16 protein-coding genes are annotated in these 26,241 nt (G+C 58.0%); 5 read left to right on the forward strand and 11 right to left on the reverse strand.

Translation table 11 applies throughout. From position 1 onward, the window contains the following. Positions 1-56: 56 nt before the first annotated feature. A complete protein-coding gene (locus tag HDF08_RS02115) occupies positions 57-1,049 on the reverse strand; it encodes a TolB family protein (RefSeq protein ID WP_179636824.1) in 993 nt (330 codons plus the stop codon). A 109-nt stretch (positions 1,050-1,158) separates the two neighbouring features. Between HDF08_RS02115 and HDF08_RS02120 the strand changes: the two genes are divergently transcribed. Next, the gene (locus HDF08_RS02120) at positions 1,159-1,941 is read left to right on the forward strand and encodes a DUF305 domain-containing protein (protein ID WP_257030838.1); all 783 of its coding nucleotides are present in this window, start codon (positions 1,159-1,161) and stop codon (positions 1,939-1,941) included. Further along, on the forward strand, positions 1,938-3,962 hold the full coding sequence (locus HDF08_RS02125; RefSeq protein ID WP_218884475.1) for an LVIVD repeat-containing protein: 2,025 nt from the start codon (positions 1,938-1,940) through the stop codon (positions 3,960-3,962). Before HDF08_RS02120 ends, HDF08_RS02125 begins: the two co-directional genes overlap by 4 nt. Positions 3,963-4,093: 131 nt before the next feature. On the opposite strand, the gene dctA is transcribed toward HDF08_RS02125, so the two are convergent. From dctA to HDF08_RS02165, 8 genes are all read right to left on the reverse strand, one after another. Beyond that, positions 4,094-5,392 carry a C4-dicarboxylate transporter DctA gene (gene dctA / locus HDF08_RS02130; RefSeq protein ID WP_179636825.1) on the reverse strand — a complete coding sequence of 433 codons (1,299 nt, stop codon included), beginning with the start codon at positions 5,390-5,392 and terminating at the stop codon, positions 4,094-4,096. A gap of 79 nt (positions 5,393-5,471) precedes the next feature. Continuing rightward, complete coding sequence (locus HDF08_RS02135; RefSeq protein ID WP_179636826.1) at positions 5,472-6,650, reverse strand: dihydrolipoamide acetyltransferase family protein; 1,179 nt, start codon at positions 6,648-6,650, stop codon at positions 5,472-5,474. A 36-nt stretch (positions 6,651-6,686) separates the two neighbouring features. Continuing rightward, positions 6,687-8,027 carry a M24 family metallopeptidase gene (locus tag HDF08_RS02140; protein WP_179636827.1) on the reverse strand — a complete coding sequence of 447 codons (1,341 nt, stop codon included), beginning with the start codon at positions 8,025-8,027 and terminating at the stop codon, positions 6,687-6,689. 40 nt (positions 8,028-8,067) lie between these two features. Next, positions 8,068-9,066: an alpha-ketoacid dehydrogenase subunit beta gene (locus tag HDF08_RS02145; protein WP_179636828.1), complete on the reverse strand. Its 999-nt coding sequence runs from the start codon at positions 9,064-9,066 to the stop codon at positions 8,068-8,070. Beyond that, positions 9,059-10,051: a thiamine pyrophosphate-dependent dehydrogenase E1 component subunit alpha gene (locus HDF08_RS02150; RefSeq protein ID WP_179636829.1), complete on the reverse strand. Its 993-nt coding sequence runs from the start codon at positions 10,049-10,051 to the stop codon at positions 9,059-9,061. Before HDF08_RS02150 ends, HDF08_RS02145 begins: the two co-directional genes overlap by 8 nt. Next, on the reverse strand, positions 10,048-10,941 hold the full coding sequence (locus tag HDF08_RS02155; RefSeq protein ID WP_179636831.1) for an NAD(P)-dependent oxidoreductase: 894 nt from the start codon (positions 10,939-10,941) through the stop codon (positions 10,048-10,050). Before HDF08_RS02155 ends, HDF08_RS02150 begins: the two co-directional genes overlap by 4 nt. 16 nt (positions 10,942-10,957) lie before the next feature. Then, complete coding sequence (locus HDF08_RS02160) at positions 10,958-11,767, reverse strand: FadR/GntR family transcriptional regulator (protein WP_179636833.1); 810 nt, start codon at positions 11,765-11,767, stop codon at positions 10,958-10,960. A gap of 130 nt (positions 11,768-11,897) precedes the next feature. Further along, positions 11,898-13,265: an NAD-dependent succinate-semialdehyde dehydrogenase gene (locus HDF08_RS02165; RefSeq protein ID WP_179636835.1), complete on the reverse strand. Its 1,368-nt coding sequence runs from the start codon at positions 13,263-13,265 to the stop codon at positions 11,898-11,900. 179 nt (positions 13,266-13,444) lie between these two features. Between HDF08_RS02165 and HDF08_RS02170 the strand changes: the two genes are divergently transcribed. The 3 genes from HDF08_RS02170 (at position 13,445) to HDF08_RS02180 (ending at position 21,607) form a co-directional block, all read left to right on the forward strand. Then, entirely contained in the window at positions 13,445-16,906 is a 3,462-nt protein-coding gene (locus HDF08_RS02170; protein WP_179636837.1) for a TonB-dependent receptor, read from the forward strand. Positions 16,907-17,083: 177 nt separating this feature from the next. Continuing rightward, positions 17,084-18,334: an alpha/beta hydrolase family protein gene (locus HDF08_RS02175; protein ID WP_179636839.1), complete on the forward strand. Its 1,251-nt coding sequence runs from the start codon at positions 17,084-17,086 to the stop codon at positions 18,332-18,334. A 450-nt stretch (positions 18,335-18,784) separates the two neighbouring features. Then, positions 18,785-21,607: a TonB-dependent receptor gene (locus HDF08_RS02180; RefSeq protein ID WP_179636841.1), complete on the forward strand. Its 2,823-nt coding sequence runs from the start codon at positions 18,785-18,787 to the stop codon at positions 21,605-21,607. A 162-nt stretch (positions 21,608-21,769) separates the two neighbouring features. Here HDF08_RS02180 and HDF08_RS02185 read toward each other — a convergent pair whose 3' ends face one another. Continuing rightward, positions 21,770-24,934 carry an efflux RND transporter permease subunit gene (locus HDF08_RS02185; protein ID WP_373563105.1) on the reverse strand — a complete coding sequence of 1,055 codons (3,165 nt, stop codon included), beginning with the start codon at positions 24,932-24,934 and terminating at the stop codon, positions 21,770-21,772. Continuing rightward, a complete protein-coding gene (locus HDF08_RS02190; protein ID WP_179636843.1) occupies positions 24,934-26,238 on the reverse strand; it encodes an efflux RND transporter periplasmic adaptor subunit in 1,305 nt (434 codons plus the stop codon). The genes HDF08_RS02185 and HDF08_RS02190 overlap by 1 nt, the downstream gene beginning before the upstream one ends. Between the last annotated feature and the right edge of the window lie 3 nt (positions 26,239-26,241).

Genomic DNA, 26,241 nt, shown 5'->3' on the forward strand with positions numbered 1-26,241 from the left:
TCCGCCATGCATAACAGGTTTTTGCGTTAGTGGGCAGCCACCAGGCATAGGTACTTCTAAGGCAGAAGCTCATAGGTGACGTAGGCGAAACGGGTGGAGTCAGGGGCCCAGGAGTTTACGTTTATTGTTCCCTGGCCGCCGGTGGCCTGGATGAGTTTCTTTTGCGTATGCGCTACTTTGCCGTGGTCGATTGCCACTAGTTTCAGCTCGATGGAGACGTTGCGGGGGTTGTGATTGGGAGTGCCGGCGGGATAGCCGATGTACACCATCTTTTTGCCGTCGGGCGAGATGTGGGGGAACCAGTCTTCGAGTCCGTCGCTGACGACCATCTCGGCCTTCTCGTCGTTGTGGCCTGCGCCCTCGGCAGGGAACCGCCAGATGGCCTCTTTGCCGGAGCGGTCGGAGTTGATGTAGATCCACTTGCCGTCAGGGGAGTAGTCGGGCCCGTCATCGTGATGAGGGTTAGAGGTGAACTGCTTCTCGGGTCCACCGGCGGCGGGCATGCCATAGATGTCGAATTGACCGCTGCCGTTGCGCTGGGCCACGAAGGCGAGCGTGTTGCCGTCGGGCGACCAGCCGTGGAAGTAGCTGGGGGAGTCGGGCGTCATCACCTTTGCGTTGTTGCCGTCGGCGTCGGCGAGAAAGACCTGCGAGCCTTTCTGCGGCGGGACGGTAGCGGAGAAGGCGATCTTTGTGCCGTCGGGCGAGATGGCTTTGTCATTATTGCATTCATAGTCGGCGGGGATGGCCAGCTTTGTCGGCTCCGCGGTGCCGTCCTGCTTGAGGACGAGCTTGTAGATGGCCCCGCCGGAGTTGGCGATGAGGTATTTGCCGTCGGGGGACCAGTTTGGCGCCTCCCAGATGGAGTCGGCCGTGTAGACCAGATGCGAGGAGCCGGTGTGCAGGTCGTAGACGAAGAGACGGCTGCGCAGATGCTGCTCGGCTGGCTGTGACGGCGTAGTTTGTGCGCGAAGAGCCGGTGTTAGAAGAGAGACTGCGACTACGGCAAGTTTGCAGAAGTCCCGCGTTGGGACCGAGAGAGACTTCATGGGGTGACACTCCTCTTTTGCTGAAAAGTCGCGGGGGATTCGCTCGTGACGGCGATTCTGGAACGGCATACTTCGCTCCCCATAGCGCTCTGGAGAGTGGCTTTCTCTCATGCGACTCACACCCGCCATGATACCGTGGGAGAACGAAAATATGCCCGGCACGATGGGAAGATTGAACTTCGACTCTACTGGTCGCAGCCGCGAGCCGCGGCCCCTGGCGTCCACACTCGCAGCGTTTGGTGGATGGTTTCTGACTGCGGTGTTTTGCGGCGGACCGTCTGCTCCAGCTCATGCTCAACAGGCACAAACGGGTTCGGCGCCGGTGGTAGTGCAGCCGGGTGCGCCGGGAACTCCCAGCAGGCGACTGCCGTCCTCGACCACCGCCACGGCTCCCCAAAGATCGCAGGCTGACGTCGAGTTCATGCAGGGCATGATTATGCATCATGGGCAGGCGGTCGAGATGACGGCGCTGATTCCGTCGCACACGGAGAACAAAGAGATTCGTTCTCTGGGGGCGCGCATCGGCCTTTCGCAGGCAGATGAGATGAAGTTCATGAAACGGTGGCTTACGGCGCGCGGGGAGTCCGTGTCAATGTCCATGCCGGGTATGCCGGATATGGATAAGAGCGGGGGCCCGATGCAGGCCATGCCGGGGATGTTGACGCCGAAGCAGATGGAGGCGTTGCAGCAGGCCAGGGGCGCAGAGTTCGACCAACTGTTTTTGACAGGGATGATTCAGCATCACAATGGTGCGCTGGTGATGGTCAGGCAACTGTTCGATACGCCCGGCGCGGGACAGGATGCGGAGCTGTTCGACTTCGCTACGGATGCAGATAACTCGCAAAGGGCCGAGATCGGGATTATGCAGAATATGTTGAAGGAGAAACGATGAATCGTAGGCAGTCTCACGCTTTCCGTTTGGCTGGTGTGGCCTTTGGCGCGGCTTTGGTGTGTTCCGGTTGGGTAGCTCTGTGGGCGCAGGCTCCCGCTGGACAGGCTCCTTCTGCTCCCGCTGCGCAGGCGGCGCCAGAGGAAGACGATAATCCGTTTCTACCGAAGCCCGCTGTGCCGTTGCCACCGGGTATGACGGGGTCGACGACAAACGATCCGCGCGTGGGATTGAAGCCGGGACTCTACGACGCAGGTGAGGCTGCGATGGGGATTGAGCACCTCGCGTTTTTGAAGAAGCCTAACGCGTTTCAACTGTCATCTACGAATCCAGACGATCCCGCGGTGCAGAAGAGTCTGGACCTGATCGGGGTGGGTAACAGGGACAAGATACCGAAGCCGATGCAGTTGGTGATTGCGCAGCTCGCCTTCGCAAACTCCGACTTTGCGTTTCAGGGAACGCATCTGTTCCAGGGCAACTTTTATGGCGTGAGCTTCTATGACATCTCGAACCCGGCGAAGCTGTCGTTGATTACGACACTGGTGTGCCCGGGCGGGCAGGGCGATGTTTCGGTCTATGGGAATCTGCTGTTTATGTCGGTGGAGATGCCGAACGGGCGGCTGGACTGCGGAGTGCAGGGGTTTCCGCCGCTGCCCCCGCCGGAGCCGGGGCATGAGAAGGACCATCGGATTCCGACGGCGAGCCCGGATCGCTTTCGCGGCGTAAGGGTGTTCGACATTTCGGATATCAAAAATCCGAAGCAGGTGGCGGCGGTGCAGACCTGCCGCGGGTCGCACACGCATACCCTGGTGGTGGACCCTAACGATAAGGACAACGTCTACATCTATGTTTCGGGGACATCGTTTGTGCGGCAGAGTGAGGAGCTTGCGGGCTGCTCGCGGGAGGAGAAGCCGGAGAAAGACTCGAACACTTCGCTGTTCCGGATCGACGTGATCAAGGTGCCGCTTGCCGCGCCGCAACAGGCCAAAGTGGTTTCGAGTCCGCGGGTATTTATCGATCCGCGCACCGGCGCTCTGAACGGCCTGAACAATGGCGGAAGCCACGATAAGAAAGCCGAGAAGCCTGCGGACACCAACCAGTGCCACGACATAACGGTGTATTCGGCCTTGGGGCTCGCAGCCGGAGCCTGCTCCGGCAACGGCATTCTGCTGGATATCAGGGACCCTGTGCATCCGAAACGCGTGGATGCCGTAAACGATCCAAACTACTCGTACTGGCACTCGGCGTCGTTCTCGAACGATGGAACGAAGGTGGTGTTCACCGATGAGTGGGGCGGCGGTCTGCAGCCGCGCTGCCGTTCGACGGACCCGAACAAGTGGGGAGCGGATGCGATCTTCCATCTGAAGGACGACAAGCTGTCGTTTGCGAGTTACTACAAGATGCCGGCCGCACAGACGGAGACGGAGAACTGCGTTGCTCACAACGGCTCATTGATTCCAGTTCCAGGACGTGATATTGAGGTGCAGGCGTGGTATCAGGGTGGCATCTCCGTGATGGACTTTACGGACGCGGCACATCCGTACGAGATCGCTTACTATGATCGCGGGCCTGTCGATGCCAAGGCGCTGATCCTGGGTGGCGACTGGTCTGCCTATTGGTATAACGGCTATATCTACGGGTCGGAGATCGCGCGCGGACTGGATGTGTTTAAGCTGGTCCCAAGCAAATTTCTGACACAGAACGAAATCGATGCGGCCAGCCTGGTGAAGGTCACCGAACTGAACGTGCAGAACCAGCAGAAGATTGCGTGGCCGTCTCAGTTGACGGTGGCGCGAGCGTATCTCGATCAGCTGGGGCGTTCGCAGGCATTGTCGTCAGAGCGGATCGCTGATTTGAATAAGGCGATTATGCGGACGCAGAGGTCGCACCTTGGCAAGAAGGATCTGGCAAAACTGCATGGCATGGCGGCGTCTGTTGAGACGAGTGCTTCGGACGCGAAGAACCCAGAGGATGCCAAGAGGTTGCATGCACTGGCTCAGATACTGGAAAGTCCAACTGCCTGAGCTTAGCGGCTTGCCGTTTCTTAGTGATGGGTCTGGTCTCGCTGGCCAGGCCCATCACTGTTTCTTGTTATGAATCATGGTTGTTATTTTTGCGAAGCGGGTGGACCATTCGTCTGGTCTTCACCAAGTCGTCATAGATGAATGCGGAGTGTCGATCTGTCGATCTCTTTTTCCCATCGTGCTATCACCAACGTCGCTACTCCATTGCCGATCATGTTCACGGCTGCGCGGAACATGCTCATAAAGCGGTCGATCCCGAGGATGAGGGCCATCCCTGCGACAGGAACAGTCGAAACGACCGATAAGGTTCCGACCAATGCGATGAACGAGGCGCCCTGAACGCCGCTGGCTCCTTTTGAAGTAAGGACTGCTACCGCGAAGATGGTCAACTGCTGCGCCAGAGTGAGGTGCGTTCCCGTAGCCTGGGCCACAAATAGAGCAGCCAGCGTGATGTAGAGACTCGTGCCATCCGTGTTGAAGGCGTATCCCGTAGGGACAACGAGCCCTACGAGCGCCTTCGAGCACCCCAGGGCTTCAAGTTTTTCCATGAGCGTGGGAAGTGCAGGCTCGGAGGAGCTGACAGCCAGGACGAGAAGAATCTCCTCTTTGATGTACGACAGAAACTTGAAGATGTTGAATCCGGCAAGGAGCGCGACTGCTCCCAGCACGACCACAACGAAGAAGATTGAAGTAACGTAAAACGTTCCAATTAATTTGAGCAGCGGCCCGAGGGATGCGATGCCGTACTTGCCCACGGTAAAGGCCATCGCGCCGAATGCTCCCAGCGGGGCGAAGCGCATGATGATGCCAACGACTCCGAAGATGGCACTCGTAAAGGTATCGAGCAGAGAGAGAAGCGGCTTGCACCGATCTCCCATCAACGACAGTGCAAAGCCAAAGAGCAAGGCGACCAGCAGAACCTGCAGGATGTCGCCCTTGGCAAAGGCATCCACGATCGTTGTCGGGATGATGTGCATTGCGAACTCGGTTACAGTCTGCGCCTTCGCTTGTCCTGCATAGCCTTCTACTGCTTTCGCATCAAGAGTCGCTGGATTTACGTGAAAGTCTGCACCCGGATGAACGATATTTCCCACCACTAAGCCGATGAAGAGCGCCAGTGTGGAAACCACCTCAAAGTAGATCAACGCCTTTCCGCCAACTCGACCCACCTTCTTCAAATCCTGCATGCCGGCGATTCCGGAGACCACCGTGCAGAAGATGATCGGTGTAACAACCATGGTGATGAGGCGGATGAACGCATCGCCCAGCGGCTTCATGGCAACGGCGCGCGCCGGGCTTAGGTACCCGAATACCATCGCCAGCACAACGGCGATGCAGACCTGAAACCAGAAACTAAAATAAAAAGGGGTTTTACCCTTTGATTCAGTGGAGGTACTTACAGGGAGCTGCTCTACACCAACGCTTTCCATGTCTTATGCCTCAGCCTACGGTCGTCCGGGAAAGTCCATGCCTGGCTGCGCATCATCACAAGCCGAGCGCTCGGGCAAGCTAAAGTTTTGGTTCGCGGATCGACTCAGCAAGGTCATGCATGAAAGTCGCGGCCTTTGCCCCGTCCAACACACGGTGGTCGCAGGAGATCGTCAGGCTGAAGATTGGCCTCACAACAACGACTCCGTCTACCGCGACTGCTCTCTGTACGATTTGACCTACGGCCAGGATTGCGGCCTGGGGCGGAGTGATGATGGCGCAAAAGGAATCGATGTGGAACATTCCGAGATTGCTGACCGTGAAGGTCCCGCCAGCAAAATCCGTAGGACGGAGGCGACCTGCTTTTGCCCGGTCCGTCAACTCGCGACGTTGTTTGGCGATCTCACCCAGCGTCGCAGTGTTTGCGTTGTGGACCACAGGCGCTACGACACCGTCCTCGACGGCCATCGCGACGGAGACGTTTACGTCACGGTTCAGACGGACTCCGTTCTCGATCCAGCTTGCATTAACGCGCGGATGCCGGGCCAGAGCGCGAGCCACGAGCGCGACAAGGATGTCGGTATGCGTGAGCTTTACTCCGGAGGATCGCTCGACCTCGGGCCCGAGAGCTGCGCGTAGGGAATTCAATGCCGTTGCATTCACCTCTCGCTGCAGAAAGAAGTGCGGGACCGTGGTCCAGCTCTGCACCGTTCGTTCCGCCATCAGTCGGCCAATAGAAGAGAGTGTTTCGTGTTGAACCGCAGGAGCGCGAGAGTCGTTAGGACCACCGTCGATGATTGCCTGAATGTCCGAAGCCAGAATCTCTCCGCCATCGCCTGAACCCTGCACCGAAGTGAGATCGATACCGTTGTCTTTCGCGAGCCGACGCGCCTTAGGAGAGACTCTTCCGGTGGAGTTAGCAATCACCGGCTGCTGAGAATTTTCTTCAGTGGTGCGGGCTGCTTCGGCAAGTGAAGGAGCCGCTTGTGTGTGAGGTTTTGCCTCAGCCGGCACGTCTTCTCCAGGCTTCAGAATCCAGGCAATAGTCTGGCCGACTGGAATGTCGGTCCCCACTTCGCCGGTGATTCCACCGAGAACGCCATCGGCAGTGGCTTCCACTTCCATCACGGCCTTGTCTGTTTCGATTTCGAGCAACAGGTCCCCTTTCGAGACCTTGTCGCCTTCCTTCTTAAGCCAGGAGACGAGCTTCCCTGTCTCCTGCGCCATCTCGAGTGCGGGCATTACGACACTGATAGCCATAAGTTATTGGGATACGCGGGCCCTAAGGCCGCAGCGTTAGCTCCCGATCCTCTCTTTTTGTGCACTGGCTGCAACCAGGTTGCGAACATCTGCGCTAGGTTCTGATTCTGTCTCTCGCACGGTTGGAAGCGGGCCGCCGACCGTGTAGTAATGCGCGCCAGCGACTAGAAGCTTCTCAGCAGGGAAGCGCGTGATCACCTCATGGCCGGTCTCCGTAACAACAATCTCTTCCTCGATTCGAGCCGCGCTCCAGCCATCCTTAGAAGGCCAGAACGTCTCGAGAGCAAAGACCATTCCAGGCTTGATCTCCTGTGGATGATCCAAAGAGACGAGGCGGCTGATGACCGGCTTTTCCCAGATCGCGAGCCCGATGCCGTGCCCGTACTGAAGCGCGAAGGCCGCCTCCTCATTGGGGAAGCCGAAGTCCTGCGCCTTCGGCCACACCGAAGCTACATCGCCTGTCGAGCGGCCAGGACGAATCAGATCGATCGCAGCGTCCAGATAGTCTCGGCATCTCTTGTAGGCGTCGACCATCGCGTGGGACGAATAGCCAATTGAGAAGGTACGGTAATAACACGTTCGGTAGCCCATGTAAGAGTGGAGGATGTCGTAGTAGACGGGGTCGCCAGGGCGCATAATTCTGTCGGAGAAGACGTGCGGATGAGGATTGCATCGTTCGCCGGAGATTGCATTGACCGCCTCGACGTACTCTGAGCCAAGGTCGTAGAGCACCTTGCTTACCAGGCCTACGGCTTCGTTCTCCCGCATGCCCGGCTTCATCGCCATGTAAAGCTCGTGATAGGCCGCATCAACCATCGAAGCAGAGGTGTTTAGAAGCGCAATCTCGTCTTTGGTCTTGATGACGCGGGCCTCGGACATCAACTGCTGACCGTCGATGACGGTAATACCCTCGCGTTGCAAAGCAAACAGGACTGGCAATTCGATGATGTCGATTCCTACCGGCTCCTTATGCAGCCCACGCATCTCTAGCTCAATGCGAATCTTCTTGGCGACATCTTCCGCACGACCGTGCTCAGGAGACATCGTGCCACGCAACATGGAGATGCCCGGGCGCGAGCGTTCTCCGAGCCACGGACAGTGCAGTTGATGATGTCGGGCTGCGGAGCCGAAGTCCCACAGGATGGGCTCATCGTTTTGCGGGAGCAAGACGAACCGGTTCGCTTTGTCCTGGGCCCATGTGCCAATGTGCGTCGACGTGAGGTAACGCACATTGTTCATGTCGAAGCAGAGCAGCGCCCCCATCTCAGACTTCGCAAGCAGGTTCTTCGCGCGCTGGAGTCTCTCTACACGAAGACGATCAAAATCGATTCGCTGCTCCCAATCAACTCCCATGGTTCCGTAAGTCGGCTGTGCCATTGCTGCTTCTCCCGTTCGTGGTCCAAAGACGTTCGTGATTCTACGACTTGCTGCAAAGCTTCTTCGCCGCATTAAAGAGCATCTTCTCGGTCGGTACGGTCAGGTCCTCAAGCGGCGGCGAGAAGGGGATGGGAACATGCATCGCTCCCATACGAAGTACCGGGCCGTCGAGATCGTAAAAAGCACCCTCCGAGATCACCGAGGCCAACTCCGAGGTCACACCGTAGCGGCCGTACCCTTCGTCGATCACAATGGCGCGAGACGTCTTCTTTGCAGAGTCAATGAGCGTCTTTTCATCGAGCGGCCAGAGAGTTCGCGGGTCGACAACCTCCGCGCTGATGCCAATCTCCGCGAGCATATCTGCCGCGCCCAGCGCCACCTGCACCATACTACTGGTCGCTACCAGTGAGATGTCTTTGCCGACGCGCTTGACCTCCGCAACGCCGAGAGGGATCGTGTATTCTCCGGTCGGGACGGGGCCTTTCAGCTTGTGGTGCATCATCTTGTCTTCGAAGAAGATGATGGGATTCTCGTCGCGGATCGCAGTCTTCAAGAGACCCTTTGCGTCGGCAGGAGTGGATGGAATCACAACCTTCAGTCCGGGCACGTGGCATAGCCATGCGTGGAGAGACTGCGAGTGTTGAGCGGCAGAGCGCCTGCTTGCTCCGAGCGTCGTCCGCAGAACCATCGGCACCTTCCACTTGCCACCCGACATGTAGTGGATCTTTGCAGCTTGATTAACCATCTGGTCCATCGTCAAGGTAAGAAAGTCGCCGAACATGATGTCGACCACGGGGCGAATCCCGGTCATGGCAGCGCCCACGGCTATGCCGGTAAAACCTGCCTCGGAGATCGGTGTGTCAAAGACTCGATTGGTTCCGAACTCCTCGACCAGCCCCGATAACACTTTGAAAGGGGTGCCTGCTTCGGCCACGTCTTCGCCAAGGATGCAGACTCGCGAGTCGTGACGCATCTCTTCCGCGAGTGCCTCCCTTACGGCCTGTGCAAAGGTCAATTCACGATCAGTACTGTCAGGCATAGACGTGCATCTCCACTTCTTCTAATGCTGGGTACGGAGCAGCGATCGCAAACTCGACAGCGGCTTTCATCTCTTCTCTTACTTCGCTTTCAAGTGCGTCGAGCGTTGCCTTATCGGTGAACCCTTCGTGAACCAGCCGTTCGCCGTGAAGCAGAATGGGGTCGCGGCGTGTCTTCCATTCCTGCTCTTCCAGCTTGGTGCGGTAGTAATCGCGATTGATGTCGCCTACGTGATGGCCGGTGTAGCGATAGGTATTGCAGAGAAGAAAAGCCGGACCATCGCCAGCTCTCGCACTGTCAATAAGTTGTTTGGCCTTTCTATAGACGGCTTGCACATCCTGCCCATCTACGGCTTCGGCTCTTACGCCAAATGCGGTGGCTCGGGCGCAGATATCTCCCGCCGTGGTCTCACTGTAGTGTGTGTACTCGTTGTAGAGGTTGTTTTCGCAGACGTAGATCACAGGGAGCTTCCAGAGCTGAGCGATGTTCAACACCTCATAGAGCAGACCCTGACCGAGTGCTCCTTCGCCAAAGAAGCAGACAGCAACCAGGCCATTGTTCAGGTACTTCGCTGAGAAGGCGGCGCCTGTCGCGATGCCCATGCTGCCACCAACGATCGCATTCGCACCCAGATTACCGGTTGCAGGATCGGCTATATGCATCGAGCCGCCTTTGCCATGACAGTATCCCGCTTCCTTCCCCAGCAGCTCGGCAAACATGAGATTCGGCGTAGCGCCTTTGGCCAGGCAGTGACCGTGTCCACGATGTGTGCTGGTGACGTAGTCTTCCTTTTTGAGAGCTTCGCAGATGCCGACCGCAATGGCTTCTTCGCCGCTGTACAAGTGAGCGAGGCCAGGCATCAACGCACGCGTGTAGAGCTCGTTCACCTGCTCTTCGAACATGCGGATACGCAACATCTGCCGATAGGCATGCAGCGCCAACTCTTTGCCGAACGTGTTCACGGCTTCTTCGGTTTGGGATGTCATCTTCCAACTCCTGTGTCGATGCCAGATAGTTTCGCGAGAACATCGAAGATTACGGCGAAGTCCAGCTTGGCCCAGTTCATGGCCCGCGCAGCAGTTAGAAATTCATTGGTAACAGCAGTGGTCGGGAGTGGCACATTCAATTGCCGTCCAAGATCCAGCGCCAGCAACATATCCTTCTGCATCATGTTCACGTCAAACCATGCCTCTTCCGGCTGCTGAAGAACGAAGGGGCCCCGGTACTTGATCATAGGAGAAGCGATGGCGCTGTGAGTGAGTACGTCCACCGCAACTTCGCGCTTGATGCCGCTCTTCTCAGCCAGCAGCACGCCTTCGGAGAAGGCCAGCATCTGTACCGCTAGGCTCAGATTCGAAGCAATCTTCATGGACAGTGCCAGTCCATTGCCGCCAACGTGCGTCACCTTGGGGCCTATATCCAACAGGATCGGTTTGACCTTCTCGAAGGTCTCTGCCCTTCCGCCTACCATCACGGAGAGATTGCCTTCCTGCAGAGTAATGACGCTTCCCGAGACAGGAGCATCCAGCATGTCAGCGCCCAGAGCGCGAACCTTTTCCGCCATCTCGCGACTTAAATCCGGCCCCACGGTGCTGATATCGACCAGGATCTTTCCGGCGCTGAGCCCAGCGAGAAAACCATCCGGGCCTTCCGCGATACCTTTCAATGCGGGACCGTTCGTGACCATGGAGAGAACAACATCAGCAGCTTCGGCTACCTCGCGCGGAGACTCTGCGATCTTCATTCCCTTCTCGATGAGTCGTTCCGCTTTGGACCGTGTCCGGTTATAGCCGGTCACAGTATGGCCCTTGGCCAGGAGCCGGTCCACCATCTCACTTCCCATTACTCCAAGGCCAATAAATCCGAGGTTCGCCATTCGATTCTGCCTTTCATTAAGAGGACTGCCTCTTAGGTGATTTATTTTTCATAACTGCAGAAACCTTCGAATCTTGGTGCACCTGTTGCAGGTGAGCACGCATCGCTTTGCGTGCACTACTGGCACTCCGCTTTTCGATCGCTTCCAGGATGAGTTTGTGATGGACCTGACCACGCTCCGGCCCCCCGGTGACAGAGAAAATTCCCAGCCGCTGCTCCCGCAAAACTCCTACGAGCGAATCCAGCAACGACAGAATGAGCGGATTTCCAGCAGCTTCGGCCAGAGCCAGATGGAAGTCGAGATCGGCTTCAATATAAGCGTCTGGATTCTTCATGCTGCGGTCCATCACCGCGACGGCCTCCCGCATCATGACCAGGTGCTGTTCTTCGATGCGAGTCGCGGCCAGCGCCGTGAACTCAGGCTCCAGAATCTCGCGCATCTCCGCAACATAGTCGGAGTCTTCAAGGTCGCCGCTCTTGAGAAAGGAGTTGAGGGAGTGGCGTATCGCCTGGGACTTTCCCGTGCTGACAAACGTGCCGCGGCCTGAGTACGCTTCGACCAGCCCCTTCTCGCTCAAGGTCTTGACGGCTTCGCGTACCGCCGTGCGGCTGACCCCAAACTCCTGGGCTAGCTCCCGTTCCGCCGGCAACTGGTCCCCTGGTTTCAGCTTTCCTTCCTGGATCGACTGCTCGATCTGCTGCACGATCTGTTCATAAAGTCTCGCTGTTCGAACTACTTTGTACATTGGCATCCCCTTCGTCTGGCCACCTTTGAGGGTGGTCGTGGTCGAAACACTATACAGGACGCCAGGGGTTGAAATTGCCATTTCGATGGAGGGTTCTCGTTTAGGGTATTCGGTTATACCAATAGACCGATTGGGTTATTGGGTTAGAAAATACTTAAGGACAAGTGGTTATACCATAATGCCACTTTAGGACAAATTGCTGTCGTGCCATCTACTTTTCAATCCAAACCGTTTTGATGTTCGTGAACTCGCGAATGCCGAAGGGTCCAAGCTCACGCCCGAATCCAGACTGCTTGACTCCGCCAAAGGGCACCCGCGGATCGGAGGCGACCATCTTGTTGACGAAGACCATTCCTGCCTCCAACTCCTGGATCAGATGGTCTCGTTCCGCCTCGTCCTGGGTCCACACACTCGCGCCCAGACCAAAGCGCGTGTCGTTGGCGATGCGGATCGCCTCCTCTGCGTCTTTCACGCGAAAGATGGTCGCGACCGGGCCGAAGAACTCTTCGCTATAGGCCGGCGAATCTCGTGGGATGTCGGTGAGGACAGTCGGCGGATAGAAACAACCCTTTCCTGGCATCGGCTTGCCACCAGTCAACACTCTCGCGCCTGCATCGACGGACTTCTGCACATCGCGGTGCAGATCCTCGACGGCGCTGGTCGAGGCCAGCGGACCAAGCTCTGTCGCCCGATCCAGCGGATCCCCAACCTTCAGCGCCTCCATCCGCGCAACGAACTCATCCTCAAACCTGTCGGCGATGGAGTCCTCCACGATGAATCTTTTGGCTGCGATGCAGGACTGGCCATTATTGGCGATACGCGCCTTGACCGCGGTTGCAACAGCTTCGGCAAAGTTGGCCGACTTCATCACGATGTAGGGATCGCTTCCGCCCAGTTCCAGCACCACTTTTTTGATGCTTCGGGCTGCAGAGATGCCAACCTGAACGCCGGCGCCTTCGCTCCCCGTAAGCGTTGCGGCGGCGATGCGCGGATCAGCCAGAATGCCTTCAACCTTCGAGGCGCCAACCAATAAAGTTTGAAAGACTCCCTCGGCAAATCCCGCACGAAGAAAGACATCTTCGACAGCCAGCGCACTCTGCGGAACATTGGAGGCGTGCTTGAGCAGCCCCACGTTGCCGGCCATCAGAGCCGGAGCGACAAAGCGAATCACCTGCCAGAAAGGGTAGTTCCACGGCATGATGGCGAGAATCGGACCCAGCGGCTGATAGTGTATATAGCTGCGATTTGCGCTCGTCTCGACCGCCTCATCCGCCAGAAACCTCTCTGCGTGCTCCGCGTAGTAACGGCAGGCCCAGGCAGATTTGACGGCTTCGTCGATCGCAGCCTGAATGGGCTTCCCCATCTCCAGACTCATCATGCGGCCAAACTGCTCCTTCTCCGCTTCAAGAATCTCTGCCGCTTTTATCATGCGTTCCGCGCGATAGGCGAAGCTGGTCTCACGATGAAGAACAAATGCTGCGGCGGCCTTATCGAGCTTCGCGGCCAACTCCTCATCGGTCAGCGGATCAAAGGTTTTCATGACTTCGCCGGTGGCCGGATTGATGCTTGCAATGCCCATCTTGAAGAACCTTTCTTGGGGCACCATAAAAAGGGATCCCTGTGGTCTGACAGTTATACCGCAAGTCCGGATTGGTTTGTCAAGCGGCTTCGAAAGATAATTTATTTTGTAAATTCCTTGACCGGTGTTGTGGTGCGGTGGTAAAGCTGTCGTACCAAAATTTAGGGGGCGTACACGCAATGAACTTTCACAGAGCAGCCGGCCTTGTAACCAGAACGATGCAAGGGGTCGCTGTTGCCCTCGCGGTCCCGGTGCTTTCTCTCTCTCTCTCCCTCTTCGCCCATGCCCAGACAAACACTGGCCGCATCCTCGGCGACGTCAGCGACTCCTCAGGAGCTCTGGTCCCCGGGGCAAAGGTCACGATTACGGATGTACAGCGCGGAACCAAGCGCTCCCTGGTGACAACGCAGGCGGGCCAGTATGTGGCCCCCGACCTCCTGCCCGGCATCTACTCGGTACGCGTCGAAGCGCCAACCTTCAAAGCTACCGAGCGCACCAATATTCAGATCGAAGTGGCCTCGGACGCGCAGGTCGATTTTGTTCTGGAGACGGGAGCAGCCTCGGAGACGGTCACGGTCACGATGCAGGTGCCGCTCATCAACACGACCTCCTCCAGCCTCGGGGGCACGCTGGGCAACAAGGAGATCAACGATCTCCCGCTCAATGGCCGCAACTACGAGAATCTCCTCCAGCTTCGTCCCGGCATCGTGCGTTATCCCGGCGGGGGCTTCTCCACCACCAGTACCAACGGCCTGCGCGCTGAAGATAACGCCTATATCATCGACGGCCTGTTCAACAGCGAGCCTTTCTCCGGACAGAGCATCATCAACGGAGCTGGCATCGCGGGAGACTCCGCAACCATCCTCCCCGTCGACGCGATCCAGGAGTTCAACCTCATCGAAAATCCGCCGGCAGAGTACGGTTGGAAGCCCGGAGCCATGGTCAACGTTGCGCTCAAATCCGGCACCAACACGCTCCACCGCACCGCCTATGCCTTTGGCCGAAACACTCCGATGGATGCGCGCAACTACTTCAATCCCATCTCAGGCGGCCCGAAAAATCCCCGCAGCCTCGAACAGTTCGGCGGCACCGCCGGAGGCCCCATCCTCAAGGACAAGCTCTTCTACTTCGGCGGATACGAGCGGCAGACCTACGAGGTGGCAAGCATCAGCCAGTTGAACACCCCGCTCACCGTTCCTTTCGGGAACGACCCGAAGAACAGTGTTGTCGACGCCATTGCAGGGGTCGAAGCGGCTGGCATCGTCCCCAGCACCCCCAGTCTCACCATCGGAGGCTGTTCCGTCGGTCCGCCCATCGTCTGTAACGGTACAGGCTTTCCCACCAACAACGGCACCAGTGCGGCTGGCCCTGAGTTCATCAACTACGGACTGCCCAATGACGTCACCACCGACAACGCCGTCGCCAAGGTGGACTATCAGATCAATCAACGCCATTCGATCAACGGCCTCTACTTCTTCGGCAACAATAATGGAACCGTCTCCGACGCCAACGAACTCCAGACCGCGTGGCTGACTCAGATCCACACGCGCGCCCAGGTCGTTGGAGCGAGTTGGACCTTCATCATCAACCCGCGCTGGCTCAACGAAGCGCGCTTCGGCTACAACACCGTCTACCAGCCCACCTTCACCAACGACCGCAACAAGCCTGCCTCTGCCTACGGCCTGAACACCGGCGTCACCAATCCCCTGTACTTCGGTCTGCCGCGCATCAACATCTCGGACTTCTTCCCCGCGCTCAACGAACTCGGCGGCTTCAACTGGCCGAAGATCCAAGGTCCCGACCGCCGCTTTCAGTTCATCGATCACGTCTCTTATACCGTCGGCAAACACGCCTACAAGTTTGGTGGCGAAATACACCGCGATAGCTTCTCCGGGGGAGCCTACGCCGGCGGTCGTGGCCGCATCAAGTTTGGGTTCGGCACCGACGCCTTCCCCGGCGCCACGCCGCTCGAAGACTTCTTCGCCGGTGTGCCTGCGTCCGGCAGCCTGCTTACCGGCGATCCCACCCGGCAGATTCACAACTGGGGATTCGCGGGCTTCGCTCAGGATGACTGGCGGCTCACCAAGAACCTCACCCTCAACCTCGGCCTTCGCTATGAACTGAACACTGTCGTCAAGGAGGCAAACAACCTCCTCGGCAACTTCGATCCCAGCGTAGGTCTGGTTCAGGTAGGCCAGGGTATCAACGGCCCCTACAACGGCGAGCACTACAACTTCGCCCCTCGCCTGGGCTTCGCATGGGACATCACCGGAAGTGGCAGAACCGTGCTGCGCGGCGGTGCCGGGCTCATCTACGAGACCGTCAACTGGGAGTCCTTCCTCGCTCTGAACAACTCCCTCGGCATCAGCACCATCCCCACCGGCGCGCTGGGTGTTGGTCCCAACGGCGGCAAGGGAACCGGTTCGATCTCGGTCGGTACCGTCAACTTCGTTGGCTCCGCCCTCAACTGGAACGCTGGTTACAACAGCGGTGCCTCCACGGTCTTTCCCACCGGCGTGATCAACTGCGGAGCCAACCCCTGCAGCATCCTTGGCATGGTGCAGAACTTCCGCACACCGCAGGTCTATAGCTGGAACCTGAACGTCGAGCACTCTTTCAAGCCCGACCTAGTGCTCGAGGTCGCCTACGTCGGCAACCACGGACAAAAACTCGTCGGCATTCACGACATCAACCAGAACGTTCCCTCGGCGGACTTCAACCACGACGAACAGTCCGGCCGCCCCTTCAACGCCCTCTATCCCTATCTCAGCTTCATCTATCAGATGGGCAACATCTACCGCTCCAACTACGACGGTCTGCAGATGACCATGACCGCCCGCAACTACCACCACTTCACCGCTGTCGCCGGCTACACCTACTCGCACTCGCTCGATAACGTAGGCGCAAACTGGGACTTCGGCGCAGGCTCCGGCATCCCGCAAGACAGCACCCATCCCGAACGCGAGTACGCCAGCAGCGACTTCGACATTCGCCACCGCCTCACCCTCACCACCTCCTACGCCATCCCCGGCCGAAAGTCGTTCCTTCAATCCCTCGAAGGCTGGCAGGTCAACTCCATCGTCAGCCTCTACGGAGCGCAACCCTGGGGTCCCATCGATACCGGCAACGACCTCAGTCAGACCGGCGAAGGAGTCGATCGCTGGGACTTCTTCGGCAATCCTCGCGACTTCAAGTCAGGTGGCGCAGTCGGCATCCCCGTAACAGGTGCTAGCGATCCAGTCTGCATGGCCCATGCTCGCTCGCTCGCCACGCTGGCCACAGCCGGCTGCTACAGAGTGGGCAACTCCGTCATGACTCCGCCCGCGCCGGGAACCTTCGGCACCATGGGCCGAAATACCTTCCGCGACACCGGCTATAAAAACTGGGACTTCTCCGTCGATAAGAACTGGCACTTCCACGAGCGATACGCAGCGCAGTTTCGCGCGGAACTCTTCAACTTCACCAATCATCCCAACTTCGCCAACCCCTTCGGTGGCCAGAACGGCTGGGGCCACAACGATCCCTCCGTTCCAGGCCAATTCGGCTGCGGCTGCGCAACCCCGGACGTAGCGGCTTCAAATCCTGTCATCGGCTCAGGAGGCAGTCGCGCCGTGCAACTCGGCCTCAAACTTTCCTTCTAGCGCAACGCCGCGCAGTTGCGCAGCTCTCGTTTTTGCTTGTCTTTTTTGTTGTCATTCCCGAAGGGAATCTGCGTTTTGCAGTCTCTACAGCATCGTTCCAAAGCGTTCGGCATCGGTTCAAGGCGAACATTGAAGTTAACCGTTTTTCGAAAAGTGTGGAAGAGAGGAACTCCAATCGTGGCAACCAGGCATTCCGTATCCAGGCACCCTGCAACCAGGAACTTCAAAACCATCGCATCTTTACTCACCGTCTGTGCCGGGCTTTCTTCAGCTAGCCTTCTGGCCCAGGGAGCACCGGAGCGCACTCTGGACGAGATCAAGGTCGAGGCCGTCCACCGCGCCGAGGTCGGCGGATATCCTCTCATCGGCCTCGATCCCAACGACGTCCGCGAGGCCTTCAAGTCCATCCACACCCGCGACAAGGATGAGTGGGCCGAAGGCTTCATGGGCGTCGCCGACCGCTATATGGCCGAAGGCAAAAGCCTCGAAAAGACCGATCCCGCCAAGGCCAACGCCGACTACATCCGTGCGTGGCATCTCTACTTCTTCGGCCGCTGGCCCACCGACTCCTCTCCCAAGAAAAAACTCTCCTACGCCAAAGGCATCGAAGCATTTCTCGCTCATGCTCGCCTGATGGATCCACCCGTCGAAGTCGTTCACATCCCCTTCGAAGGCAAGGAGATCATCGGCTACCTGCGGCTGCCCAAAGGCGCCACTGGCCGAATCCCCATGGTCATCGCCGTCAACGGACTCGATAGCCGCAAGGAAGACCTCACCGAGAGCTTCTCCGCCATCCTGCCTTACGGCATCGGCTACATCGCCGTCGACGGCCCCGGCACCGGCCAATCTCCTGTCAAAGCCAGTCCCACCGCAGACCGCGCCCTCTCCAAGGTCCTCGACTATCTCGCCACCCGGCCCGAAGTCGACACCCACCGCATCGCCATGCACGGCGTCAGTTGGGGAGCCTATTGGGGCACTAAGATGGCAATCATCGAGAAAGATCGCCTCAAATGCGTCAGCGTCCAATCCCCACCCACCGATCTCTTCTTCCAGAGAGACTTTATCGTGAACTCTCTGGTAGGCAACCGCGAGTATCTCTTCGATCAGGTTCCCGCCCTGATGTCCATCTTCGAAAATGTAACCACATTGGATCAGGTGATCGACGAGTTCGCGAAGATGTCTCTGGTCAATCAGCATCTGTTAGGCAAGCCAACAGCGCCCATGCTGATCCTAGCCGGCACCAAAGACACCCAGGTTCCGATCTCCGACGTCTACAAACTCCTCGACAGTGGCGACGTTCCAAAAGACGCATGGATCAATCCGCAGGGCGGTCACCTCGGCCGACAGGTAGGCGTCTGGCCCGACCCTCGCATCTTCAAGCAGGTCATCCTCCCATGGCTCGATCGAAATCTCAAATCCAACCCGTAACAGCTACGTTTGAAACTCCAAAAGAGTGAATAGCGGCAGAAGGACAGGCTTGCCATAGCGATCCCGCTCTAAACTATTGCGGGATCGTTAGTATCTTCGTCTTGGGTCTTACAGATGGTAGCGGCTCGCGGCCAGGGATCTTTGAGATCAAACCTTGCGGCGATGTCTTACCATCGGAACGATGGTGGCCCCGATCTCAGATGCGGAATAACTCCGTCTCGAATCTCCGTATCACCACAATCTCGCTTAAAAATCTCCGGACCATCAAAGATTAAGCCACCCTTAAGAGCGCTTTACGGGGTTGTTACGCTGTGTTCACACCCCCGCAAAAGCCTCTCTCTAGTTTAGGTGGAAGCTCAAAAGTGCAATCTGCCTTGTATAGCAGCTCGGGTCAACCGAAGCACCTCTTCGGGCGCGATCTTCCAGTCCTTCAAGAAAACGGAGTTGGCGATGTCTCTTAAAAATTATGCGAAGCAATTCGCAGTGTCGATGTTCATGCTCTTACTCGTCTGCGTGCTCCCGGTAACGGCGCAGACCGGAATCGGGCTGCTATCAGGCTCAGTGGTCGATAGCCAGGGCGGCGCGCTGCAGGGTGCGAAGGTAGAGGTCAACCCAGGGACAGCCTCGGCGCTCACCGATGCACAGGGGCAATTTACATTGAACGGGCTTAGTGCAGGCGACCACGATGTAACCGTCTCCTACGCAGGATTCGCTCCCTTCACCAAAAAAGTGACGGTGGTTTCGGGGCAGGTCGTGCGGCTGGCTGCTTCGCTCAGCGTAGCCTCGAACAAGCAGGATGTGCAGGTCTACGCGGGTCGCGAGGGCGGAGAGATCGAGTCGATCAACCGCACCTTCAACGCGGACAACATCATCAACGTGCTGCCTGCTGATGTGATCAAAAGCCTGCCGAATGCCAACGTGGCGGATGCGATCGGGCGGCTGGCAAGCGTGACGCTGGAGCGCGACGAGGGCGAGGGCAAGTACGTGCAGGTGCGCGGCACCGAACCGCGATTGACCAATGTGACAGTCGACGGAGTGAACCTCGCCTCAGCAGAGACAGTGCGCCAGGTGAAGCTGGATATCATTCCCGCGGATCTCGTGGAGTCGGTGCAGATCAATAAGACCCTTGAGGCGAGCATGCCCGGCGACGGGATCGGCGGTTCGGTAGACCTGCGCACGAAGAGTGCCGGCGACAAGCCAACGATAGCTTTGGAGTCCACCGGCGGATACACCCCCATCATTGGTGGCCGGCCGGTCTACCAATTCGACGGCACGCTGGGAAAGCGGTTTTTGGAGGGGAACAAGCTGGGCGTCTTGTTCGGCGGATCGTACGACTGGAACGGGCGCGGGATTAACGACGTAGAGCCGGGGCCTGTGCTTCTCGGTGGATACGATATTCGCGACTACCAGTACTACCGCAACCGGATCGGCTACGCCGGAACGGTGGACTATCGCTTTAGTGAGACCTCGAGTATCTATTTGAAGGGCCTGTACTCGCTCTTTCATAACTTCGGCAATCGCTGGGACTACAACGTGGCGACCACATATACCTCGACGGGAGAGCCGGACGGCACAGGCAATACGACCTTTGGAGCGGAGATCAGACGCCCTGTGCAGGACCTGGGAAGTATTCAGCTCGGCGGACGACACGTGATCAGACGCTCGCTGCTCGCCTGGGATGTGGAGAGCTCGGTGGGACGGACGCGCGATGAGGGCTACTCGGACGCGACGTTCAATCCCGGAGCTGACTCGGTGCTCAATGGGAATATCCAGTTCGCGCTCGATAACTCCAAACCTCTAACGCCCAAGCTTGTGGCTCCGAGCGGAGTGAATATCTACGATCCGACACAGTACTACTACGCAGGCCAGCGGGTGGAGAGCTACTACAATCCGGAGGTTGATCTTGGCTTCGGAGCCGACTTGGCAACGTCCTACTCACTCTTTGGCCACGCGTCGAGCTTCGAGTTTGGAGGGCGGTTCCGGAACCTGCACAAGTTCGCCAACCAGGATGACGTCTACACAGTTCCGACGGCGGCAGCGAACGACCCTTCGCTGCAGATGACGAACTTCCTGAACACGTTCAACGATACCGGCTACTACGGAGGCACCTATCAGTTTGGGCCGGCGGTGGACTACGACAAGGTGAATGCATTTACCGCGGTGGGGCCTGATCCATCCAATCCGAACGTGAATACGAACAACTTCAACCTGGTCGAGAAGGTTTCGGCAGGGTACCTGATGAACACGACCAACATAAGCAGGTTCCGGTTCTTGGTAGGTGTGCGTTTTGAGAACACCAGTGAAAAAGACAACGGCACCATTACTCCTGACCAGCCGCCTGTAGCCCGGAGCGGATCGTATCTCGATGTGCTGCCGAGCGCGTCGGTGCGCTACTCCATTACGCCGTCGAGCGGGGTGCGACTGGTGTATGGGCGGGGTTTGTCGCGGCCGGACTTCTCGGACCTGGTCTCGTTTGCGACGATCTCGCCGGGCGGGGTGCGTACGACCTCCAGCATTGGCAACCCGAACCTGAAGGCGGAGCACGCGGACAATCTGGATCTGCTGTATGAGCGGAGCCTGAGTCCTGTCGGGCTTTTGCAGGCGGGGGTGTACTACAAGCATCTGTCTGATCCGATCGTTCCGCTGCAAACGACGCTTGCGGATGGGACGATCCAGACGCAGCCGCAGAACGCCGGCACCGCGTATGTCTATGGGTTAGAGATTGCGTTTCAGCAGCATTTCACGTATCTGCCTGGGCTGTTGAACGGAACGGGCCTGTCGGCGAACTATGGCTACTCTGCTTCGCAGATCAACTTCCCTGCGGCGTTCGGGAGGTCGGATAAACCGGATCTGCTGCGACAGGCACCGCACACTTGGAACATTAGTCCCACTTACGATAAGCGGAATCTTTCGGTGCGGCTGGGACTGAGCTACAACGCGGCGAACATCTTCTCGTATCAGTACACCGATGCCACCGCCGGGCCGATTGTGTTCACGCAGAAGAAGCCAAACCCCACGGACACCGGGTATCTCGCGTCAGGTGGCGGCATCAAGGGGCCGAACGGTGACACCTATCTGTACGGCCATCTGCAGGTCGATCTGCAGGGAACCTACAGGCTGCCGAAGGGCTTCACCGCGGTAGCCTACGCGTTAAACCTGAACAATGAGGTCTTTGGTTTCTACAATGGCAGCACGGTGAATCCGATCCAGCGTGAGTTCTACAAACAGACCTTCGGCGGCGGTCTCCGGTGGTCTCCCACACGCGAACGATAGACAACAAAGGGTGCCGGAGAGCGCTACTCACGCCTCCGGCACCCATCCTGAAAAGCGCGCAGCCCCGACCCACCTTCTCGCGGAACGCAATCCACAAACACAAAAGAGACAGCGACCATCAAGCTGCAAGCCGCACGAACCTCGCGACTGCAAGAAACCTCTCTAGACGGTTGCTTGTGGCTCTTCCACCTTTGTCCGCTCGCCTCTGGCGGTCAGATGGTAATACATCGCCGGCGTAACGATTAGGCTCAAAACCACCGAGATCAACAGTCCGCCAATCACGGCAATTGCCAGTGGCTGCAGCATCTGCGAACCCGCCCCCAGCGCAAAGGCCAGCGGCAGCATCCCGCACATCGCCGCCGTCGCTGTCATCACGATCGGCCTTAGCCGCCTCTGTGCCGCATGCATCATCGCATCCAGCGCCTCGGCGCCCTCGGCCCGCGCTCGTTCATCAGCATCCAGCAGCAGAATGCCGTTCTTGGCCACAATCCCGATCACCATGATCAAACCCATAAAACTTGCAACGTTGAAGTCGGTTCTAGTGATCAGCAGTGCCAGAACGACTCCAGCCATCGAAAGGACCGAGCTCGTAAGGATTGCGATCGGCGCGGAAAAGTTTCGAAACTCAGCAAGCAGAACGCCGAAGACAAGCGCAAGCGCAAGGAGGAGAACCTGAACCAGCTCATGAAAAGATTTTTGCTGCTCCTGATATGTGCCGCCATAATCAACCCGAACGCTCGCGGGAAGATTCAACTTAGCCACAGCGTCTTTCACCTTTACCATGGCGCCGCCAAGATTTGACCCTTCCAGCCGTCCGCTGACCAGCACCACCTGTTCAAGATTTTCGCGGCGGATCTCATTCTGCGGAGGCAGCTCTTTGATCTCGGCAAGCGCGCCCAGCGTCGCAGTGTGTCCCGTCGCAGAGTTGAAGACCGTGTTCTGGATCGCGCTCAACGAAGAGCGATGTTCGTCTGACAGGCGAACCCGGACCGTGTAGGGTCGACCAGCCACAATCACCGGATCGGTAGAAGGCAGCCCATCAAGCAGCGAGGTTGCGTCCTCGGCCACCTCCTGAACCGTAAAACCGAGGCGGCTCGCCAGGCCAGGGTCCACCTGGAAGGTAGTCGCCGGACCACTCAGTGTGTTGTCGACGCCGTTCTGAGTATCGACGACCCCCGGAATTGCCGAGATCGCCGCCTGCACCTTCGGCCCAAGATCGTGCAAAAGTGTAACGTCATTCGAGAAGAGTTTAATCTGAATCGGCTCGGGAGAGTTCGAGAGATCGTTGATCATATCCTCTAGAACCTGCACAAACTCGACATCAAGTTCAGGCTCCTGCTCCTTAATCTTTCCCCGCACCTCCGAAATAATCTCGTCGATCGCTCGTGATCGCTTCGTCTTCAGGCGAACTGAGATATCGCCGGTATTTGCCTCTGTGACGGCAGCGAGGCCAAGTTGAAGACCAGTCCGGCGTGTTGTGATCGAAACCTCCGGCGTATCGCGGAGGATCTTTTCCACTCGATCAAGAGCCTTGTTCGTCGTCGCAAGAGAACTGCCCGCAGGCATGATGTAGTCAAGGATAAAACTCCCTTCATCCATCGCTGGCAGCAGATTGGATCCAAGTGCATTATAAGCTAAGTAGCCAACGACGATAAGAACGCCGGAGATGGCTGCCAGAGCCCAGGTTCGACGAATCGTCCAGCCGAGAACGCGGTTGTGCAAGCTAAGCACGCGGCGCATAAAAGGGCCATTATCGTCATGGTTCGCGGCTGCGTTCTCCTCAGACGGCTTCAAGGGGGCATCTTCACGACGCTCACGCAGAAGCGAAAGTGAAAGCGCAGGCGTGAAGGTTAAAGCCAACAGGAGTGACGTGAGAAGAGCCGCAGTCATGGTCACAGCCAGCGCACGGAAGAAACTGCCGGTCACCCCGGTCACTGCGATCAAAGGAAGGAAGACGACTACAGGGGTAACGGTAGATCCAATGAGAGGAACCGTGATCTCGTGCAGAGCGGTCCGTACCGCATCGACGCGGGACTGCCCACGATCCCGATGCACGACGATATTTTCCACGACCACGATCGCGTCGTCGATGACAAGACCGATAGCGGCGGCAAGTCCGCCAAGCGTCATCAGGTTAAAGCTCTGTCCGATGATCCAGAGAAAAAGAATTGTAACTGCAACGGTGACAGGTATTACCAGCCCGGCGATCAGCGAAGAAGTCCAGTCATGCAGAAATAGAAACAGAATGATGCACGCCAGCAAAAGGCCAATCAGAATGGCGTCGCGAACGCTGGCGATGCTCTCGCGAACAAGCTCCGACTGATCGTAGAACGGTGTGAGATGAACCCCCGCGGGTAGAGTCTTGCTGAGTTGGGCGATCTCGACGGCGACCGCAGCAGCCACGGCAACCGTATTGCTGGACGGCTGCCGCGTTATGTTGAGCAACACAGACGGTATCCCGTTGGCGTCGACCGAGGTGTACACGGGAAGAGTAGCCGGTCCCAGGGTTGCTACATCCGAGATGCGAATCGGAACACCGGCTGCAGTCGTCTTGACGACAAGTCGTCCGAGTGACTCCACATCATGCGCCTGCGCACCCACCAGCCCAAGGATCAGCTGATGATCGGCCTCATAAAGCCCCGGAGAGTCGATGATATTCGACGTCTGCACCGCGTTCACAAGATCGAGAACGGTGATGCCCGCGATCTGCAAGCGCGCAGGATCCGGAACAATGTGAAACTCGGGAACCTTACCACCCTGAACCACAACCGTGCTCACCCCGGTAACGCGATTCAGAGGAGGCTTCAGATCATAGGTCGCAATCTGCCAGAGAGCCGTGGGAGATACGGTGTTAGGCCCTCGGTCATCTGCGGTCAGCGCGTACCCCAGGATAGGAAAGGTCGCGAAGGTCAGCCGGTTCGTCGTAATCTTCGCTGTACTGGGCAGGCTCGACTGTACCTTCGCTAAAGCGGAGTCAGTAAGCTGCAGCGTGCGGAACATATCCACACTCCAGTCGAAGAACAGACTCACCTCGGCAGATCCACGACTGGTCGTGCTGCGAACAGTCATCAGTCCGGGAACACTGTTGACGGCATCTTCAATAGGCTTCGTGATCGTGACCTGCATCTGCTCAACCGGCATCACACCGTTATCGACGCCGATGACCACACGCGGAAAGTTAGTATCCGGAAAGACGGAGATCGGTACCTGGAAAGCCGCGTAAATGCCGGCAATCGTGAGCACAATGAGGAAGAAGAAGATCGGCTTGGCGGTACGCGTCAGCCAGAAGCCTTTTTCGTCGGCGGTAGGTGCATTCGGCAGACTCACTATTTGCCTCCCGCATCGTCGTCGCTCTTGCCTGCCGAACCTTTCTCCTCTGCCGGCCCCACCTTCACCTTCGTGCCTTCGTCCAGCCCGTAGCCGCCAGTCGTAATCACCGTATCGCTCGGCTTGAGACCGCTAAGGATCTCCGCTGATTCGTCAGTCTGTATACCTACTGTGACCGCTCGTTTTGCAGACGCGCCGTCCGCGCCGACCACCATGACGATCTTGCCCGCGCCCTCTGGCGACCGCTGAACTGCTTCCGTCGGAATCAGCAGCGCATTCTCCACAGTCTTTCCCTTAAGAGTAGCCCGCACCGAAGTCCCGGCCTTAAGATGGCCCTTGGGATTGGGTACTCGCAGCCAGACCTCCACCGTCGTGCTGCCAGGGTCGAGCGCCGGACTGATCAGCGAAACCTTGGCATCCACGGGCTCCTCGACTCCCGGTACCGTAATCGTAGCGGGAGAGCCCAGGCTCAGTCGCTGTGCCTGAATCTGTGCGACGTGCAGCTTCGCGATCATGAAAGAGGTATCCATCACCGTCACAACGGGAGTTCCTGCAGCGGCAGTCTCCCCTGCGAACAGTGGTCGATCCGTTACAACGCCAGAGATCGGCGTTCTGATGTTGGTGTAACTAAGTTGCGCCTGCGCACCCAGGTACTTTCCCTTTGCAGAGGCGAGCGTCCCCTTGGCCGACTCCAGCGAAGCGCTGGTGCCAACCTTGGTAAGTGCCTCGTACTTCTGCTTCGCGATATCGTAAGCGGCCTGCGCCTGTAGTGCCGTCGTTCGCGCAGTATCGTAATCGCGGCCAGGTATCGCTCCCTGAGCCAGCAACTGCTTGCGGGCCTCGAGGATGCTATTGTCCAGATCGAGCGTCGCCTTGGCCTGCTCTAGATCAAGCCGCGATCGGGTTTGCTCTTCAGGGACCGCAGACTGCGTAGCCGTCGCATAGGCCCCTTGCGCTGCATCGAACGCGCCTTTGTTATCCATCGCGGCCGCCGCGAGATCTTCGTTTTCAAGCGTTGCCACGAGCTGCCCGGCCTTAACATGGGAGCCGCGTTGAACGTAAAACTTACGCACCGGCGCAGTCACCTTAGGTAAAATTGCGGCCTGCGCAACAGGAGCAAGGATTGCATCTGCGTCAATCTCCTCAGTGATCGAGCCGCTCGTGGGATGGACGGCTTGCACTGTGACCACTGGCTTATCGGCTGAATCGTCCGCCTTCTTGCAGCCGCTCTGAAGCAGCAGGGAAGCAGACAGGAACAGCAAAGACACGGCCAATGACGGTGTCCCAGCCCGTTGAGTCGTCATAGT

Origin of the sequence: Tunturiibacter empetritectus (assembly GCF_013410875.1) — a bacterium.
In the GTDB taxonomy this organism is placed as follows: domain Bacteria; phylum Acidobacteriota; class Terriglobia; order Terriglobales; family Acidobacteriaceae; genus Edaphobacter; species Edaphobacter empetritectus.